This window comes from Eleftheria terrae (genome assembly GCF_030419005.1).
GTDB classification, from domain to species: domain Bacteria; phylum Pseudomonadota; class Gammaproteobacteria; order Burkholderiales; family Burkholderiaceae_C; genus Caldimonas; species Caldimonas terrae.
The window spans coordinates 4200583-4218246 of record NZ_CP106951.1; the positions used below are offsets into that span (position 1 = coordinate 4200583).

The 17664-nt window shown below is 72.2% G+C and carries 17 protein-coding genes; 3 read left to right on the plus strand and 14 right to left on the minus strand.

The window, feature by feature from the left end:
* Positions 1-20: 20 nt before the first annotated feature.
* The 11 genes from N7L95_RS18770 to N7L95_RS18820 form a co-directional block, all read right to left on the minus strand.
* On the minus strand, positions 21-1649 hold the full coding sequence (locus N7L95_RS18770) for an alpha-amylase family protein (RefSeq protein ID WP_301256775.1): 1629 nt from the start codon (positions 1647-1649) through the stop codon (positions 21-23).
* Positions 1650-1785: 136 nt separating this feature from the next.
* Positions 1786-2448: a PEP-CTERM sorting domain-containing protein gene (locus N7L95_RS18775; RefSeq protein WP_301256776.1), complete on the minus strand. Its 663-nt coding sequence runs from the start codon at positions 2446-2448 to the stop codon at positions 1786-1788.
* A 65-nt stretch (positions 2449-2513) separates the two neighbouring features.
* Positions 2514-3317 carry a PEP-CTERM sorting domain-containing protein gene (locus N7L95_RS18780; RefSeq protein WP_301256777.1) on the minus strand — a complete coding sequence of 268 codons (804 nt, stop codon included), beginning with the start codon at positions 3315-3317 and terminating at the stop codon, positions 2514-2516.
* A gap of 368 nt (positions 3318-3685) precedes the next feature.
* On the minus strand, positions 3686-4186 hold the full coding sequence (locus tag N7L95_RS18785; RefSeq protein WP_301256778.1) for a hypothetical protein: 501 nt from the start codon (positions 4184-4186) through the stop codon (positions 3686-3688).
* 33 nt (positions 4187-4219) lie between these two features.
* Entirely contained in the window at positions 4220-5161 is a 942-nt protein-coding gene (locus N7L95_RS18790) for a LysR family transcriptional regulator (protein ID WP_301256779.1), read from the minus strand.
* Between the two features lie 30 nt (positions 5162-5191).
* Positions 5192-5353: a hypothetical protein gene (locus N7L95_RS18795; RefSeq protein ID WP_301256780.1), complete on the minus strand. Its 162-nt coding sequence runs from the start codon at positions 5351-5353 to the stop codon at positions 5192-5194.
* Between the two features lie 444 nt (positions 5354-5797).
* Positions 5798-6661 carry an STM4011 family radical SAM protein gene (locus tag N7L95_RS18800; protein ID WP_301256781.1) on the minus strand — a complete coding sequence of 288 codons (864 nt, stop codon included), beginning with the start codon at positions 6659-6661 and terminating at the stop codon, positions 5798-5800.
* Positions 6655-7998 (minus strand): STM4012 family radical SAM protein, encoded by a 1344-nt coding sequence (locus N7L95_RS18805; RefSeq protein ID WP_301256782.1) that lies wholly within the window; start codon positions 7996-7998, stop codon positions 6655-6657. The genes N7L95_RS18800 and N7L95_RS18805 overlap by 7 nt, the downstream gene beginning before the upstream one ends.
* A 2-nt stretch (positions 7999-8000) precedes the next feature.
* Positions 8001-8849: an STM4013/SEN3800 family hydrolase gene (locus N7L95_RS18810; RefSeq protein ID WP_301256783.1), complete on the minus strand. Its 849-nt coding sequence runs from the start codon at positions 8847-8849 to the stop codon at positions 8001-8003.
* Entirely contained in the window at positions 8846-9973 is a 1128-nt protein-coding gene (locus N7L95_RS18815; protein ID WP_301256784.1) for an STM4014 family protein, read from the minus strand. The genes N7L95_RS18810 and N7L95_RS18815 overlap by 4 nt, the downstream gene beginning before the upstream one ends.
* Positions 9974-9984: 11 nt before the next feature.
* Positions 9985-10911, minus strand: a complete 927-nt coding sequence (locus N7L95_RS18820; protein ID WP_301256785.1) for an STM4015 family protein — start codon at positions 10909-10911, stop codon at positions 9985-9987.
* A 201-nt stretch (positions 10912-11112) separates the two neighbouring features.
* Between N7L95_RS18820 and N7L95_RS18825 the strand changes: the two genes are divergently transcribed.
* From N7L95_RS18825 to N7L95_RS18835, 3 genes are all read left to right on the plus strand, one after another.
* Complete coding sequence (locus N7L95_RS18825; RefSeq protein ID WP_363324847.1) at positions 11113-13032, plus strand: methyl-accepting chemotaxis protein; 1920 nt, start codon at positions 11113-11115, stop codon at positions 13030-13032.
* Positions 13033-13305: 273 nt separating this feature from the next.
* A complete protein-coding gene (locus N7L95_RS18830) occupies positions 13306-13578 on the plus strand; it encodes a DUF4148 domain-containing protein (RefSeq protein WP_301256786.1) in 273 nt (90 codons plus the stop codon).
* A gap of 178 nt (positions 13579-13756) precedes the next feature.
* A complete protein-coding gene (locus N7L95_RS18835) occupies positions 13757-14512 on the plus strand; it encodes an FkbM family methyltransferase (RefSeq protein WP_301256787.1) in 756 nt (251 codons plus the stop codon).
* A 20-nt stretch (positions 14513-14532) separates the two neighbouring features.
* Here the strand turns inward: N7L95_RS18835 and N7L95_RS18840 are convergent, their stop codons facing one another.
* Genes N7L95_RS18840 through N7L95_RS18850 form a run of 3 tightly spaced genes read right to left on the minus strand, consistent with a single transcriptional unit; the run spans position 14533 to position 17644 of the window.
* Positions 14533-16206, minus strand: a complete 1674-nt coding sequence (locus tag N7L95_RS18840; RefSeq protein ID WP_301256788.1) for an alkaline phosphatase family protein — start codon at positions 16204-16206, stop codon at positions 14533-14535.
* Entirely contained in the window at positions 16203-16844 is a 642-nt protein-coding gene (locus N7L95_RS18845) for a YceI family protein (RefSeq protein ID WP_301256789.1), read from the minus strand. Before N7L95_RS18845 ends, N7L95_RS18840 begins: the two co-directional genes overlap by 4 nt.
* Positions 16841-17644 carry a CDP-alcohol phosphatidyltransferase family protein gene (locus N7L95_RS18850; protein ID WP_301256790.1) on the minus strand — a complete coding sequence of 268 codons (804 nt, stop codon included), beginning with the start codon at positions 17642-17644 and terminating at the stop codon, positions 16841-16843. Before N7L95_RS18850 ends, N7L95_RS18845 begins: the two co-directional genes overlap by 4 nt.
* Between the last annotated feature and the right edge of the window lie 20 nt (positions 17645-17664).

The window sequence follows — 17664 nt, forward strand, 5'->3', positions numbered from 1 at the left end:
TCCCATTGCACGCCGGCCGCTCAGGGCGCACCGCGCCGCAGCCACCGGTAGCCGTAGGGCTCCAGCTCCAGGCGGTAGTGACCGTCTTCCTCGACTTCATGCCGGCGGTGCGCCAGCACGTCATGCAGGCACTGGCCGGCTTCGCCCACCGGCAGCTCGAACTTGACCCGGCGCGCGCCCAGGTTGTGCACCGCGAAGACGGTCGATTCGCCCAGGTCGAAGCGGTGCGCGAGCAGTTCGCGCCGGCCGGTGTCGAGCCAGGTGCAGCGGCCCAGGCCGAACTCGGGCGTCTCCTTGCGCCGGCGCAAGACGCGCTCCAGCCAGTTGAGCAGCGAGTCGGGGTCGCGGCGCTGGGCCTCGACATTCACGGTGGGCCAGCCGTACTCGCCGTCGGCCACCGGCGGCAGCGCCAGCTTCCCGGGGGCCGCCGAGGAGAAGCCGCCGTTGGCGTCGGCGCTCCATTGCATCGGCGTGCGCACGCTTTCGCGGTCGGGCAGGCCAAGGTCGTCGCCCATGCCCAGCTCGTCGCCGTAGCGCAGCACCGGGGTGCCGGGCAGCGTCAGCATCAGGCTGTGCGCCAGCTCCAGGCGGCGCCGGTCATTGCCCAGCATGGGGGCCAGGCGCCGGCGGATGCCGCGGCCGTAGAGCTGCATGCGCTCCTCGGGGCCGAAGGCGCGGAACACCTCCTGCCGGTCTTCCTCGCTCAGGCGGGCCAGGTCCAGCTCGTCGTGGCTGCGCAGGAAGTTGTTCCACTGGCAGCTGTCGGGCAGCGGCGGCAGGTCCTCGAAGGCGCGCCGGATCAGGCTCGCGTCCTTGCGCGCCAGCGCCAGGAAGAGGTGCTGGTTGGCCCAGAAGTTGAACGACATGTGGATCTTGTCGCCGTCGCCGAAATAGTCGGGCACCGCCTCGGGCGCCAGGTTGGCCTCGGCCATCAGACAGACCTCGCCGCACAGCGTCTGCACATGGTGGCGCAGCTCGCGCAGGTAGGCATGGGGGTCGGCCTGGCCATCCTGCGACAGGTTCTTCAGCTCGATCAGGAAGGGCAGGGCGTCGATGCGAAAGCCGGTGACGCCCAGCTCGAGCCAGAAGCCGGTGATCTTCTCGATCTCGCGGCGCACCGCCGGGTTGGCGATGTTGAGCTCCGGCTGGTGGTCGTAGAAGCGATGGAAGTAGTAGGCCTTGGCCTCGCGGTCCCAGGTCCAGGTGCGGGTCTGCTCGCCGGGGAAGACGGTGCCTTCGCGTGCGTCGGCCGGCTCCTCCCTGGACCAGACGTAGTAGTCGCGGTAGGGCGACTCCGGGTCGCTGCGGGCGGCCTGGAACCAGGGATGGTCGATGGAGGTGTGGTTGACCACCAGGTCGATCATCACCCGCATGCCCCGGTTGCGCGCCCGGCGCGAGAATTCGACGAAGTCGCCCAGCGTGCCCAGACGCGGATCGACGCCGTAGTAGTCGACGATGTCGTAGCCGTTGTCGCGCATGGGCGACGGGTAGAAGGGCTGCAGCCAGATGCAGTCGATATTCAGGCCGGCCAGGTAGTCGAGCTTCTGGGCCAGGCCGGTGAAGTCGCCGATGCCGTCGCCATTGCCGTCGCAGAAGGTCTTGACGTCGAGGCAGTAGATGATCGCGTTCTTGTACCAGTGCTCAGCCATCGCTTCCCTTGGTCGCTGGATCGAAGCGCCATGGTAGCGGCGGGCTGGCGAGCGTGCCGGGTGTGGCTCGCAAGCACCTGATGCGAATCGCATCGGCGAGTGTCGCCGCCGCCCCGGGCGGCGGCACCCGCGGCGCTCAGGCGAGCGCCCGCCGGCGCCTGGCCACGCCGAGGGCCAGTGCCAGGCCGGCGCCCACCAGGCCAGCGCTGCCGGGCTCGGGCACCGGCTGGGAGAGCCAGAGGGTGTCGAGGTAGACGCGGTGCAGGCCGTCCGGGTCGTCGTGGGTGACCAGGCTGAAGGTGTCGAAGGGCAGGTCCGACACCACGCCGTAGAACCCGGTCGTGCCATTCAGCGGGAAGTTCTGGTAGAGGCCCGGAAAGAGGGCTGCGGTGGACAGCGAGACCTCGGACTGGCCGGTGTCGCCGCGCAGCTCGAAGGCCAGCGAGTACTGAAAGCTTGGCAGGTCGGGCGCCCGCGGGTCGATCACCGCGGACAGGATGTTGAACATCGTGCCGGAGTAGAACGGGTCATGGCTGACGGCATCGTCGACCCACAGCACGCTGCCCAGGGCGGCGCACTCGCCGCCGGGCTTGCCGCAGGAGGCGAAGTACACGTCGCCGAAGTCGCCTCCGATGGTGGTGCCGCCGGGCGGGCTGCCGTCGAAGGTGTGCACCGCGCGGGGCGCACCGACGGCGGCGAAGTAGGCGGCCGGGTTGCGGTAGATGGTGAGGCCGGCCTCGCAGGCCAGCGGCACAAGGGCGAGGAAGCCTGCCAGGCATCGGGTGAGGAGGGGGTTCATGGTGCGGTCCTTGCTGCAGGGGGAGGGACGGAGGTGGCGGCCGATGGGGCTGCCGCGGCATCGGCTCAGGCGGCAATGTGCCGGCGTCGGCCAAGGGCGAGTGCAGCCAGCCCTGCGGTGGCAAGGGCCAGGCTGGCGGGCTCGGGCACGGGCGGCGGTGGCGGCATCTGCGCCAGCGCCGTCACGCCGGCCCCCACGCGGAGCGCGACCGCTTCGTCCGAGGTGTTGCTGTAGCTCACCCGCAGTGCCCGGCTGGCGGCCACCGTCTCGCCGGTCTCGGGGCGACCGAAGATGAGCAGGCTGTCGTAGGGACTGTCGGCCGGGCCTGTCAGGCCCAGCGACACGCTGGCGAAGCTCATCGGGCCGGCGCCGTGGCCCGGCGCGAACACGCCCGCCGTGGCCTGGGCGAAGCCGGTGATGACGATCCGGGTGTGCGGCGCGAGCCGCAGGAAGTCGGCATCGAAGTTCGGCAGGCGCGCACCGCCACTGGTGGCGCTGGCCAGGGCGACATGGCGCTCGTCGTGGATGCTGGCGAAGCTGGCCTCGGCTTCGAGCGAGCGGCCGGTGGCCCAGGCGCGGGCCCGCGACGGCGGCGTGGCGACCGACGCCGAGGCGGTGGCCAGCCAGCCCGGCACAAAGCTGTGCTCGTCGAGCAGGCCCGGCGCGCTGCGGGCGAGCAGTTCGGTGTAGGGCCCGTCGGCATCGTTCCAGGCATAGCTGGCGGCGATGCCGTCGTCGGGACGCAGGTCGACCACCTGGATGGCGATGTCCCGCAAGGCGGCCGATGCATGGGGTCCGGCGCTGGGCAGGGCCACCGCCGGACCGGCGCAGGCGAGGGCGAGGACGAGGGCGGTGAAGGCTGGCTTCATGTTGTGGCCTCCGAGTGAGCAAGGCCGCCGGGGAAGGATCGGCTCGCGGCTGAGCGGGCGGCCTGCTTCAACAGTAGGGCGAAGGCGTCATGCCGACCCCCCGCAAGCGAGGGGCCGGCAGGAGGCGGAAGGGAGTGGCGCTTGTGGGCAGGCAGGCGGCCGTGGCCGGCAGCCGTAGCCCTAGCCCTAGCCCTAGCCCTAGCCCTAGCCCTAGCCGTAGCCCTAGCCCTAGCCGTAGCCCTAGCCGTAGCCCTAGCCCTAGCCGTAGCCGTAGCCGTAGCCGTAGCCGTAGCCGTAGCCGTAGCCGGGCCATGGGCGGCCGGCCGGGTCGGGCGGGGCGGCCCTGGCGCGTGGGGGCAGCGACCGGCTCAGGCCGGCTTGCGGAACTCGTCGGCCACCCAGGCGGCGGCGCTGGCGCGGGTCAGCTTGAAGGTGGGCGGCACGCGGACCTGGGCCAGCCGCTCGCCGAGCGCGTCCTCGGCGCTCAGCAGGGCGTGTGGATTGTCCTCGTCGGGCACGATGTCCAGTGTCACGACAATGCGGTGCTCGCCTTCGCTCACGGTGTAGCTCTTGTGGTACATCGCATGCAGCTGCTGCTCATGGCGGCGCAGCACTTCGGAGGCGGTCTTCACCAGCGTGTTGAAGGCGGCCACGTCCAGCGGCTTGGGGTTCTTCTTGTCACGGCCCATGGTCCAGGGGCCGACCAGGGCAGGCTCGGCCTCGCCGTCCTTGATCATGGCGACCGCCCAGCCGTCGTCGTCCTCGTTCTTGATGACCTTGGCGGTCCAGCCGTTGTCCCGCCACAGGCGGGCTTCCTGGATGCGGTCATCGGTGCCGGGGTCGGTGTCGTCGTGTAGCGCAGATGTCATGGCGGGCATGTTAGCGCCCGGAGGCCGGCCGCTTCAGCCGAAGCCGCTCAGCCAGGGGTCGCGCGGCTGGCCGCCGAACTTCTCGATCAGGAAGTCGGTGAACACGCGGGTGCGCTTGGGCAGGTGCTTGCGGCTGGGCATCGCCGCATAGGCCTTGTAGGTGGCCACATGCCATTGCGGCAGCACCCGCTCCAGCGTGCCGTTGTGCAGGGCGTCGGCCACGGTGAGCGACAGCGACGCCGCGATGCCCATGCCGAAGGTGGCGGCCGAGCTGAGCAGCCCGGCGTTCTCGGACGAGAGCGCGCCGCGGCGCGGGGCGAGGCTCACCGCCTCCACCACCCGGCCCTGTTCGTCGTGGCGGGTGAAGGTCCATTCGCGTGGCGCCAGTGGCAGGTCGGGCACCAGCACGGCCTGCTGCGCCAGGTCGCGCGGTTCGGCCGGGCGGCCGCGGCTGTCGAGGTAGGCCGGGGTGGCACACAGCACCACTTCGGAGTGGGCCAGCAGGCGGGCCACGAAGTCGCCCTCCAGCCCGCGCGGGCCCTGCACCAGCAGCGTGACGTCGGCGTTCTCGTCGGGGGCCTGCAGTGGCGGCACCACCGCCACGTCGATGTCGACCTTGGGATAACGGCGCCGGAACTCCGGCAGGTGCCGCACCACGCTGGGCATCAGCAGCGGGGCCGGCCCCGCCACCCGCAGCACGCCGCGCAGTTCCTCGGTGGCGCTGAAGGCGTAGGCGTTGGCCTCGTCGACATCGGCGACGATCTGCCGCACCCGCTCCAGGTAGTTGGCGCCGACCTCGGTGAGCGCCAGGCTGCGGGTGGTGCGGTTGATGAGGCGGGCGCCGATCTGCTCTTCCAGGTCGGCCACCAGCCGGGTGACGACGGCCGGCGCGAGGTCGAGCGCACGCGCGGCGCCGGCAAAGCTGCCTTCGTCGATGACGCGCACGAACACGCGCATGGCCTTGAGCTGATCCATGCCGGCATTAAAGCAGAGCAGGGGCTGGCGTCATCGGCACAAGTCCTCACCCGACGGCGGCGTGGCGCGGGCCAGCTCGAAGTCGGCTTCCTGCAGGCCGCGCCGCTCGAGCGAGGCCCAGTGCAGGTGCCAGGCGTCGCGCACCCGCCCGGGGCTGCCAGGGGTGGACCAGGCCAGCGGCGAGTGCTGCACGCCGACCAGCGCGATCGACGACGCCCGGGCGCCAGGTGCAGCCGCCGCTGGTCGGCGGCCGGCGTATGGGCGCGGCGCTGGTGCACCGTGATGCCGGCCTGCGCACGGTGGCTGGCATGCGGTCCGGGCGGGCGGTGGTGCGGCCGGCTTCGTCGAGCCACTGGGCGCGAAGCCGCGGCCGTCGATCCCCGCCTGATGGCGAGCCGGACCCTGGCGGGGGGCAGTGTCGGTGCCCCTCGCTGCCGGGTCGGTGAACGGCAGGGACAACCCGCCACCACGGGTGCGGTGGCGGCCGCCGCCCGGCGCGCCTGAGCAGGCCGCACCGCCTGCCACGGCAGGGTCTGCGCCGGCAGCGTGGCAGCGTGGCAGCGTGGCAGCGCTGCGGCCTGCGCCAGCAGACAGCTGTTCGCTTCTGACACCCAGTGGCGCCGGACGCAGCGGCCTTCAGCCGGGTGACTGCCCCCGCGTCAGGGGAATGCGGGCGAGCACGCCATCGCCGAACTCGGCGTAGAAGGGGCGGTCCTCGCGGTGCGCGTAGCCGATGTAGCAGTCGCATTTCAGCCGGGGGCAGGGGCGCGGGCGCAGCATGTCGTCCAGCCTGTCCTGGTAGAGGTTGCCCAGCCGGGTCGGCACGAAGTGGCAGCGCTGCACCTCACCGGCGCCGTCCACCGACAGCACGTCGAGCCCGGTGCGGCAGGCTGCGCCGCGCGAGCCGCCGGGGGCCCGGTTGTGCGGGAACCAGGGGTCGATGGCGTCGAGCCAGGCGAGGTCCTCCGGCCGGTAGTAGCCGGGGCCGCGCCGGTCATAGGCGTTCAGCCACAGCGGCGTGCCCTGCGGCAGGGCGGCGCGCAGGGCGCGGATGTCGTCGTAGTGCTCGTGCAGGGCCACCATGCCCACCGAGAAGCGGATGCCCAGCGCCTGCAGCCGCTGGCAGCGCTCGGCAAAGCGCGCCAGCGGCGTCTGCCCCGGATGCCAGGTGCACCACAGGGCCAGCTTGCCCGCCGGCGCCTCGGCCAGCCATGACAGGGGCCCGGCCAGGTTGGTCTGCATGGCCACCTGCGAGACCTGCGGCAGGGCCGCCAGCTGCAGCATCGCGTCCCGGTAGTGGCGTCGCACCAGCGCCTCGCCCCACGGGGTGAACAGCACGCGGATGCCGCCCGAGTGCGCGGCCACCCAGGCGACGAAGCGCGCCACTTCGGCCGCGTCGCGCGCCAGCGTGGCACGGGTGTCGCGGCGCTTGGCGAAGGGGCAGTAGCCGCAGTCGTAGTTGCAGCTCGTGAGGCTGCCGCGGTAGAGCAGCGTCAGCATGCCGGGCCGTGCTCTGCCATCAGGGCCCGCACCCGCGCCGACACCAGCCAGGGGCCGATGGTGTCGGCATAGGCCAGGCCCCGGTCGGTGAGCGCGAGCAGGCCGTTGGCGTCCTGCGCGAGGCCCAGCGGCTGCAGCTCGCGCAGCTGCGGCAGGTCGTCCAGGCAATCGCTGCCGAAGCGCTGGCGCCAGGCCGCATGCGACAGCCCCGGCCGGGTCAGCAGCGACTGGATGGCATAGCGCCGGCGCTGCTCCTGTGCATCCAGCTCGAAGCCGTGGGCGGCCTGCGCGAAGCCGGCCTCGTCCTGCTCCACATAGGCCTGCACGATGTCGCGGGTGGCCGAGCGCTCCACCGCATAGGCACCCGAGTAGTGCAGGCCACGGGTGTAGGAGCGGGCGCCGGCGCCCAGGCCCACCATGCCGTCGTCCTGGCAGCAGTAGGCCGGGCCGCTGTCGCCGGGCGCGTGCGGGGCGCGGAACATGCGCATGGAGACCTGCGTGTAGCCGGCGGCGCGCAGGTGGTCGCGGGCGGCGGCATAGAGGTCCAGCCGGCTGTCGGCGGGGGCGCTGTCGCGGCGCAGTGCGAGCTTGCCCAGGCCGGTCTGCCCGCGCACGTAGAGCGGGTAGAGGTAGAGCTCCTCCGGCGCGAAGGCGAGCGCGCTGTCGATGGAGGCCAGCAGGCTGGAGCGGGTCTGGCCTTCGATGCCGTAGATCAGGTCGAGGTTGAGCACTGGGAAGCCGGCCCGGCGGATGCGCTCGATCGCCTGCACCACCACCGGGTTCTGCTGCGGCCGGGCGAGTGCGCGCATTTCGTCCGCGGCGAAGCTCTGGATGCCGAGGCTGACGCGGTCCACGCCCATCGCCTTGCAGACCGCCAGCCGTTCGTCGGTGACGGTCTCGGGCGAGGCCTCGATGCCGCTCGGCGTGGCCTGCAGCGCAATGCCGAGGTGGCGCTCGGCGGCGGTGAACAGCGTCTCCAGCTGCGCCGGCGACAGGTAGGTCGGTGTGCCGCCGCCGAGCGCCAGGCGGGCGAAGCGCCGCCCGCCAAGCACCCCGTCCATCACCCGCATCTGCCGCACCAGCGCGTCGACGTAGCGCTGCACCAGGTCCTCGTCCGGCCGGGCCATCGCAAACAGGTTGCAGAAGCCGCAACGCATCGTGCAGAAGGGAATGTGCAGGTAGGCGAACAGCGCGCGGCGGTCTTCGGCCGCCCACAACGGCGCCAGCGGCCGCGGCGTGTCGAGCCGGCGGTAGGCCTGCTTGTGCGGGTAGGAGTAGGAATAGGCCTGGTAGGGGCCGTGGGCGATCAGGTCGGCCAGCGAGGCGGGGGCGGGCATGGTCAGTCGGCCCCGTGGGGGCGGCAGGAGGAAGGGGGCGGCGGCAGGAAGAACTCGGCATACGGCACCTCCCACACGCTGGGATGGGCCAGGCGGTGGCCGTGGTAGCCGTCTTCGCCGTAGGCGGTGCCGTGGTCGGAGCAGGCGATCACGAAGCAGGGCGCGCGGGCCGAGCAGGCGGCCAGCAGCGGCGCCAGCGCCTGGTCCACATGGCGCAGGGCGGCGGCATGGCTGTCGAGGTTGTCTTCGCTGCAGCCGGGCAGGTGGGCCCGGTTGGGCGCATGCAGCGCGGAGATGTTGATGAAGAGGAACACGCGGCCCGGCAGCGCCTGCAGGCGCTGCACCGCCAGGGCCACCTGGCGCTCGGCCGAGTGGCGCTGGCCGGGGCCGAGGCCAGGATGCCAATGGCTTTCGGCGAACAGGCCCGGCAGGACCGAGCCCAGCCGCGTCTGCCGGTTGAAGAAGCCGACGCCGCCGATGCACACCGTGTGGTAGCCGCGGCCGGCCAGGCCGGCGACGATGTTCTCTTCCTCGAACACGCAGGTGGCCGGTGTGGTGGTCTCGCTGCCGCGGAAGGCGGTGGCGAACAGCCGCGGGTGCCGCCCCGGGCGCGCCGGCGTCGGCAGGAAACCGCCGAAGAAGGCCTGGTGGGCCGCGTAGGTGAAGCTGCCCGGCGTGTGCCGGCGCTCCCAGCCGCCGGGCGGCAGGTGCGCACCGAGCACCGGCAGCTCGCCGCGCTCGAACAAGGCCTGGGCCACGTCGTAGCGCAGCGTGTCGAGGGTCAGGAAGACGATGTCGTGGCTGCCCACGACGCGGTTCATGTCGGTCACCTGGCGGGCGGCGGCGGTCATTGCGGTCCTTGCTGCCAGCGCAGGCCGCGCTGGTGCGGGTCTTCACCTTGCCACAGCAGCCCGGGCAGCAGGTCGCCGAATGCATTGGCCTCCAGCACGTGCACGCCACGGGCGCAGGCGACCAGGTCGAAGCCGATCATGTGGCTGTGCGGGAAGGCGCCGGCGGCCCGCTCGGCGGTGGCCTGCACCGCCTGCAGCTGTGTCGCGTCGAGCAGCGCGGCCGGGTCGGCGCGCTGGTTGTCCAGGTGCAGGTTGGTCATGGCGCGCTCGCCGATGCGGGCCACCCGGTGGGCCGCACGGCCGCCGAAGGTCAGCACGCGCAGGTCGTAGTGGCCGGCGCCGCAGCGTGGCTTGGGCAGCCAGGCCTCGGCATAGGCCTGCTGGGCCGCCACCTGGTCGAGCAGGCGTCGGATCTCGTCCTGCCGGCTGTAGCAGTGCACCCGCTTGATGTTGAACAGCTGCGGTCCGTGCGGGCCGTCGACCAGCCGGGCCGAGCTGATGGCCTGCTCCTGGCCGCGGCGGTTGCGGCGATAGGCCACCACCCCGGCGGCCGAGGAGCCGTAGCGGGCCTTCAGGTAGGCGCGGTCCAGGCCATGGCGGTGCATCAGCGCCTGCAGGTGCTCATAGCCTTCGCAGGCGCCCAGCAGCAGCGGGGTGTGCACCCCGTGGGCCTGCAGCCGCTGCTGGCAGTGCAGCTTGTCGGTCATGGCGAGGATGTCGGCCGGTGCATGGAAGGCCTGCACCTGCGGCCGGCGCGCCAGCAGCCGGGCGATGCCGCGCAGCACGCGGGCAAAGCCGGCAAACCAGGCGTCGGTGCCGAGCAGCTCGCCGTGTTCCGGCGCGCGGCAGGCCGGGCGCCGCAGGCGCCGGCAGCCCAGCTGCATCAGCCGCAGCTGCGCCGTGGCGTCGTCGCCTGGCGGCTCGATGCGCAGCCGGCAGGGCGCCTGCAGCGCCTGCCTGAGCAGCGCCGGCTGGCGCAGGAAGGCCGACCATTCCACCAACCGGGGCGGCGCGAGCCCGAGGCCCAGGCCGGCCGCCTGCAGGCCGCGCACGCGCTTGCTGCCGGCCACCCCCAGCACCACCCAGGGCAGGCCGGCCTGGGGCGGCGGCAGCAAGGCGGACATGGCGGCCGGCCTTATTCGCCGACCGCCACGTAGCGATAGGCCTGGCCGTCGTATTCGTCGGCCGTCTGCTCGTCGTCCAGCACCACTTCCGGGCCGAGCGCCTGCAGGTTGGCCTGCCAGGCGGCCGAGATGTAGTGGTGGCTCAGGTCCAGCCGTGCCAGGCGGCGCACATGCGGGCTGGCGCACAGGGCCTGGGCCCCGGCATCCCCGATGGTGCCGAGCGAGAGGTCGAGCGTGTGCAGCTGCTCGATCCAGGCTTCACCGGCCAGCCACTGGGCCAGCTCGTCGGCAATCTCGGAGTCGCGCAGGCCCAGGTAGCGCAGCTGCGGCGTGCGCAGTTGCGCCAGCACGCGGCGGTACAGCTCGGCATCGCCCTCGAAGCCGTATTCGGAGGTGCCCAGCCACAGCTCCAGGTGTTCGAGCGCCGGCAGGCTCGAGCGGCTCAGCGCATCGGCGATGCTGGCCGGCAGGCCGCCGCCCTCGATCACCAGTTGCCGCAGCGCGGGGTGCGAGAAGGCCGGCAGCGTCAGCGAGTTGGTGCCGCGGATGCGCAGCACCTGCAGCTGGGGGAAGGCGGCCAGCAGCGCGGTGTAGTCGCCCTGGATGATCCAGGAGACCTCGCATTCCTCATACGTCATGTCGCCGACGAACAAGGCCTTCAGCGCCGGCAACTCGGCGGCGCGCTCGCTCAGCAGGCGCAGTGCGTCATTGGGGCTGGTCTCGTAGGCTTCTTCCCAGGCGCCGATGACCAGCGCCTCCACGCCCGAGGGGTCCACCGCAGCCAGGAAGCCGTCGAGCAGCTCGGCCATGGTGGTGCCGGCGTCATAGTCGAGGCTCAGGCGCCAGACCAGGTCGCGGCCCTCGGGCAGCGGCTGGCCGGGACGCCAGTCGTGCACGGTGCGGCCGAAAAAAGTCTCTGTGCGCTCAGAGATGGACATGCTGCTTCCCTCGAGGTGGTGTGGTGGCAAAAGCGGGGAGGATAGCCGCGCCGGCGCCTGTTCGCCGGCAGGGCGCCCCCCTCTTCGGGGGGAATCCCGCGCCGCCCGGCGTGACGAAGGTCACCGCGGCGCAGAGGCGGCGGCTCAAGTCCGGCGCGCCCCTGCCGATGACCCAGGGATAACCATCCCTCAGAGACATTCGTGGAATTCCTCAAAACCAGCCAGGCGCGCTACACCCTGTTGTTCGCCGCCATCTTCGCGGCGCTCCTGCTGATGACGCTGGCCGTCATCTCGTTGTTCGTCACGCCGGAGCTCAAGCGCACCGAAGGCGTCGTCATCGGGCATGACGTCAATGCCATCGCCATCCGCATCACCGAGCAGCTGCGCCAGGTCGAGGCCCAGCAGCGCAGCATCACGCAGTCGGTGTCGCTGATGGACAGCGACACCATCGACACGCTGCTGCCGGGACTGGTGGACCAGTACGGCGACCCCAACGTGTTCGGCGGCGGCATCTGGCCGCTGCCGCAGAAGCGCGACGCGTCGCGCGACAAGTTCAGCACCTTCTTCGCCCGCGACAAGGCCGGCAAGCTGAACGTCAACACCCACTGGAACTCGCCGGAGTCGCTCAAGTACTGGGAGCAGCCCTGGCACCTGGCTGGGCAGAAAGCGCCGCGCGGCCAGTGCGCCTGGGCCAATGCCTATCAGGACGACGCCAGCCCGCAGCCCCGCACCAATTGCGCGATGGCGATCTACCAGGGCGACCAGCTGTGGGGCGTGTCCACCATCGACGTGACGCTGGGCTTCTTCAACCGCCTGGTGGCGGACATGGAAGCCGCCATCCACGGCCAGATCCTGCTCGTCGAGCGTGACGGCAAGGTGGTGAGCAACAGCAGCCTGATCAAGTCGGACATCGTGCTGAAGAACGTCTCGGCGCTGGCCGGCGAGGTGCCGCTGGCCGCCGAAGTGCAGCGCCTGCTGCCCGGCCTGCAGGGCAATGCCGCGCTGGAATCGGAATACCAGGAAAACGGCGAGGGCCACACGCTGTTCCTCAAGCCCATCCCGGGCAGCCCGTGGGTGCTGGCGACCGGCCTGCCGACCCGGCTGCTGACGCAGCAAAGCAACGGCATCCTGGCCAAGCTGGGCATGGTGCAGGTGCCGATCGCGCTGCTGGTGCTGGCGCTGGTGATCGGCGGCATCCGCATGTTCATGCGCCGCCTGGGCGTGCTGAAGGCCAACATCGACGCCCTGTCGGCCGGCGATGCCGACCTGACGCGCCGCCTGCCGGGCGGCGGCGGGGTCGAGTTCGACGCAGTGGTGTCCAGCTTCAACGCCTTCATCGAGCGGCTGCAGAAGATGATGCTGGAGGTCAAGGCCAGCACCAGCTCGATCGCCGACGCCTCGCGCGAGATTGCCAGCGGCAACCACGACCTGTCCTCGCGCACCGAGAACCAGGCCAGCTCGCTGGAGGAAACCGCCTCGGCCATGGAGCAGCTGACCGGCACCGTCAAGCAGAACGCCGACAATGCCCAGCAGGCCAACCACCTGGCCAGCGAGGCTTCGGCGGTCGCGGTCAAGGGCGGCTCGGTGGTGGCCCGGGTGGTGGACACCATGAGCTCGATCAACCAGTCGTCGAAGAAGATCGTCGACATCATCGGTGTGATCGACGGCATCGCCTTCCAGACCAACATCCTGGCGCTGAACGCGGCGGTGGAAGCCGCCCGGGCCGGCGAGCAGGGCCGCGGGTTTGCGGTGGTGGCCGGCGAGGTGCGCACGCTGGCGCAACGCTCGGCAGCAGCGGCCAAGGAGATCAAGAGCCTGATCACCGCCTCGGTCGAGCAGGTCGAAGCCGGCACCACGCTGGTGGACCAGGCCGGCTCCACGATGCAGGAAGTGGTCGCCAGCACCGACCGGGTGGCCCAGATCATGGGCGAGATCATGACCGCCAGCCGTGAGCAGAGCATGGGCATCGGCCAGGTGGGCCAGGCCATCTCGCAGATGGACGGCATCACCCAGCAGAACGCGGCCCTGGTCGAGGAAGCCGCCGCCGCGGCCCAGTCGATGCAGGAGCAGGCGGCGCGGCTGGAACGCATCGTCAGCGGCTTCCGGCTGCAGGCCGGCTGAGGCCGCCGCAGCGGCCCGAGGGGCCGCTGTCCTTCCCGAACCCGCCCTGGTGGCGGGTTTTTTCATGGCCAGAAACCATCCTCTTGGCTGGGTTTTGTTGCGCTTTTCGCAACGAGCCATTCTTCGGCGTCTCGTTTATCCGTCCAGGGTTAACACCTACAGTTCATCCCATCGATGAGCACAAACGAATCGCGCTTGCGACTCAGCGATGGGCCAGACGGCCGACCCGCCCGACCCGAGCCTGTCCTTACCTTGAGACGAATGGATCTGAAAATGAACGCCAAGACCACCCTGATCGCCGCCGTGATGACCGCTTTTGCTGCCACCGGTGCCTTTGCGCAACAAGCCGCCGCCCCGGCCGGCAAGACCCGCGCCGAAGTGCAGGCCGAAGTGGCCCGCGCCCGTGCCGCCGGTGAAGACCTGCCCGTGTTCAGCGGCGAAGCCTCGGTCTTCTCCGACAGCAACCACAGCGCCCTGGCCCGCCGCGCCGCTGAAGACGCGCGCCGCCAGGCGGCCTCCAAGCAGGCCCCGGCTGTCGGCAAGTAAGCCCTGCCTTGCCGGGCCTCCGGCTCCCGCGAAGGGAGCCGCACACCACCAACCCGCCTGATGGCGGGTTGGTTGTTTTCAGGAGCCCGCTGCGGCCGGCCGACCCCTTGCCGCCAGCGGTTAGAGTGGCCGGCATGCTGCCCACCCCTGATGCCCGCGGCCGTGCCGCGCCTGCCGCATGCCGGCGCTGAACCGCGCGTGGGGCCTGCTGCGATCGCTGGCCATCTACCACGGTGTGCCGTGGCGGGCGCGCCAGCTGCGGCGCTTTTATGCCGGCTGGGTGCCGCCCGGCGGCCTGGCCTTCGACATCGGCGCCCATGCCGGCAACCGGGTGCGGGCCTGGCGGGCCCTCGGCGCCCGGGTGGTGGCGGTGGAACCGCAGGCCGACTTCGTGCGCCTGCTGCAGGCCGGCTTCGGCCGCGACGCCGGGGTGACGCTGGTGCCCGCGGCGCTCGGCCGCTGCGCCGGCCAGGCGCGCCTGCTGAGCAGCGAGCGCACGCCGACGGTGAGCACCCTGTCGGCCGACTGGGCGGCCCGGGCCGGCGCCAGCCCGTCCTTCGCCGGTGTCAGCTGGTCGCCCGGCCCGTGGGTGCCGGTGACGACCCTTGACGCACTGATCGAGCACCATGGCCGGCCGGACTTCGTCAAGATCGACGTGGAAGGCTATGAGGCCGAGGTCCTGCAGGGCTTGAGCCAGCCGCTGCCTGCGCTGTCCTTCGAATTCCTTGCGCCGGTGCGCGACCTGGCGCTGGCCTGCGTCGATCGGCTGGAGTCGCTGGGCCGCCACCACTACTGGTACTCGATCGGCGAGCGCCTCTGCCTGCAGCCGGCCGAGCCGCTGGAGGCGGGCGCACTGTGCCGCTGGCTGCAGGCGCTGCCGCCGGATGCGCCGTCCGGCGACATCCATGCACGGTGGCTGCCGGCCGTGCGCTGAGGCCGGCCGGCGCGGCCCGCTCAGCGCGCGGCCGCCCGGCCGGTGGCGGGTGCGCGGCCGTCGAAGGCGGCCAGCAGCCGGGCAGTCAGTTCATGCAGGTCGCACAGGGCCGGCGCCGGTGGCTGCAGCCCGGGCGTGAAGCCGGCGGCGGTGAAGCGCGCCAGCAAGGCCGCGTCGCTGCTGATGACATGCACCGGCACATCCCAGCTGGCCTGCGGGCCGCTGACCGCGGCCAGCGGCTGGTGGTCGCCGATCACCACCGTGAGCAGGCCCGGCGGCGCCGGCCCGTCCAGCCAGGCAGCCAGCCAGCCGTAGGTATAGCGCAGCGAGGCAGCATAGGCTGGCAGCGGGTCCAGCCACGAGACCGGCTCGGCCAGCGCCTGTGCCTGCTGCGCCGCCGAATAGGCGCCCGGCCCCGGCAGTGCGGCCCAGTCGGCCTGCAAGGGGGGCAGCGGCCGGAAAGGAGCATGGCTGTTGAGGGTGGGAAACACCACGAACCGCGGCGCCCGCGGCCCCGCCGGCAGCTCCTGCTGCTGCAGCAGGGCCAGGGCGGCCTGGTCGGGAATGCGCCAATAGCCGAAGGCCGGGCCGTGGTAGCCGATGTCGTCGGCGCCGGCGCGGCGGTCGAAGCCATAGAAGGCCCCCTCGGGCCAGGGCCGTTGCAGCCCCGGCATCCAGCCCACCGTGCGCCAGCCATGCTGCCGGAAATGGCTGACCAGCGTGGGCCGGCGGGTGGTCAGCAGCAGGTCGTGGTCGCCCGGGCGGCGGGTGTCGACACCACTGAGCAGGGCCGCATGCGCCAGCCAGGAGCCGCCGCCAAAGGTGGGCGAGCGCACCCGCGCCGACACCACCTGCCGGCCGCTGGCGTCGATGGCCTGCTGCAGGCGCTCGCGCGAGGCTGCCAGCGCAGCGGCGAGCGGCGCATGGTCGAGCGCCACCACGCCATACGATTCGGCGAACAGCAGCAGCACGTCCGCGCCATGCAGCCGGGCCAGGTCGCTGTCGAAGCGGGGGCTGGGTGAGAGGCGCCGGTCGGCCTGCCCCGGCAGCACGACGTCGGGCAGCAGCGCCACCTGGTGCAGCAGCCCGGGCAGCACCGGCAGCGAGAAGAACCAGCGCGTGTCACGCTCCACATAGGGGTGCACCGCATGGCTGGCCGACAGCGCGAGCCCGGCCGCCAGCAGCCAGGGGCGGGGCCGGTGCCATTCGAGGCAGGCGGCCAGCATGGCGGTGGCGCGGTGCACCAGCAGGTAGAGGGTGGCGAGGCCGGCAACGGCCATGGCGAGGATGCCCGCCGCCTGCCATGCCGGCCAGTCGCCGGCGGCCAGCTTCAGCAGCTGCCAGGCATGCCGGCCGTCCCAGTACAGGTTGACCGGGCGGCCCAGCAGCGCCGGCACGGTGACATCGAGGTAGCGCAGCAGCACGCCGACGGTGTAGGCGGCGGCCAGCGCGCCGATCAGGCGGGCGCTGGCGCGGCCGCGCCAGGCCACCCAGGCCATCAGCCCCAGCGTGCCGAGGCACAGCTCGAAGGACAGCCGGGCCCCCAGGCGGATGCCGGCGGTGGGCCACTGGTTCTCGAAGGTGAGGACGCCGTTGAGCACCAGGAAGGCCAGCAGCGCGCGCGGCAACCAGTGGCGCCAGGCCGGGGGAGGCGCCGCCGCGCGGCTGCTGGCGTCCGGCGCGACAGGGCTCACTGGCGGCGGGCCTCGAACTCGATGATCAGGGACACCTCGTCGCCGACCCAGCCGTTGGCCACGCCGTAGTTCATGCCCCAGGCGCTGCGCTTGAAGCTGCCGCGTGCCGACACCCCCATCACATACGGCTTGCGCAGGCCGCCAATCTCGTACTCGGCGCTCTTGTTCCAGGTGGCCTGCAGCACCAGCGGCTGGCTGCGCCCCAGCAGCTCGAGCTGGCCGGCGATCTCGAAACTGCGCTCGCCGGTGCGGCGGGCGCTGGCGGCGGTGAAGATCATGCGCGGGTGTTCGGCGGCGTTGAGGAAGTCGGCGCCTTTCAGGTGGTCGTCGCGCTTCTTATGGTTGGTGAACACGCTGGCGGTGTCGACCTCGATGCGCACGTCGCTCAGTGCGCCGCGCGCTTCGTCGAAGCTGTAGCTGCCGCGCGCGGCGCGGAACAGGCCGAGCACTTTGGCATAGCCGATGTGGCTGACCAGGAACCCGACCGACAGGTGGTCGGGGTCGATCTCATAGCGCTGGGGCTGCGCCGGCGCCTGCGCCTGGCTGCTGACGCAGGGCAGCAGCAGGGCCAGCAGGAGCAGGCCGGCGGCGCGCCACAGCAGCAGTGCCGGAGGGGGGCGGTGTCGAAACAGGCTCATGCAGCGGTCTCCCGGTGAAGGTGGCGCCGCCGGGCCAGCCAGGCCACGTCGGCGGCGAAGGAAGCACACAGCGCCAGCAGGCCGGCCCCGGCCATGGCGGCGGCGGCCGTGGCGTCGAACAGCGGTGCCAGGCAGGCCACCAGGCAGCCGATCTGCAGCGCGCAGACCGCCTTGCGGCGCCGGCTGGGTGGCAGCGGCGCAGCCAGCCAGGGCCACAGGCGGGCCGCGGCCACGAAAGCGTGGCGCAGCAGGCCGGCCGCCAGCAGCCAGGCGCCGGCGCGACCGGACTGCACGGCCAGCAGCGCCAGCACCAGCATCAGCAGGGTGTCGGTCTCCATGTCGAAGCGGGCGCCGAACTCGCTGCTCAGGCCGCTGGCGCGCGCCAATGGGCCGTCCAGCCCGTCGAGCAACGCGGCCACGCCGGCCAGCGCCACCAGCGCCCAGTCGAGCGCCGGGCGGCCGTGGATCGGCTCGCCGAGGCCGGCCGCCAGCAAGGTCACCAGCGCCAGGCGCGCCAGCGTCACGCGGTTGGCAGCGCCCAGGCGCCGGTGCGGCCGGTGCGCCGGCAGGCCCCGCCACAGCAGCACGCCGGCCAGCGCCAGCAGGGCCAGTGCCTTGCCGGCATAGCCGGGGCCGAGCTTCGCCAGCCAGGCGATGCCGAACGCCAGCGGGGCCAGCAGCGCGGCCGTCACCAGCAGGTCGCGACGCAGTTCCTGCCGCAGCGGATCGCCGGCGGACGGGGTGGGCGACGCCGCCCGCAGCGGGGCGGGCGGCGTGCCGGGCACGGTGTCGGCGAACATCGACTTAAGATCCTGCGTCG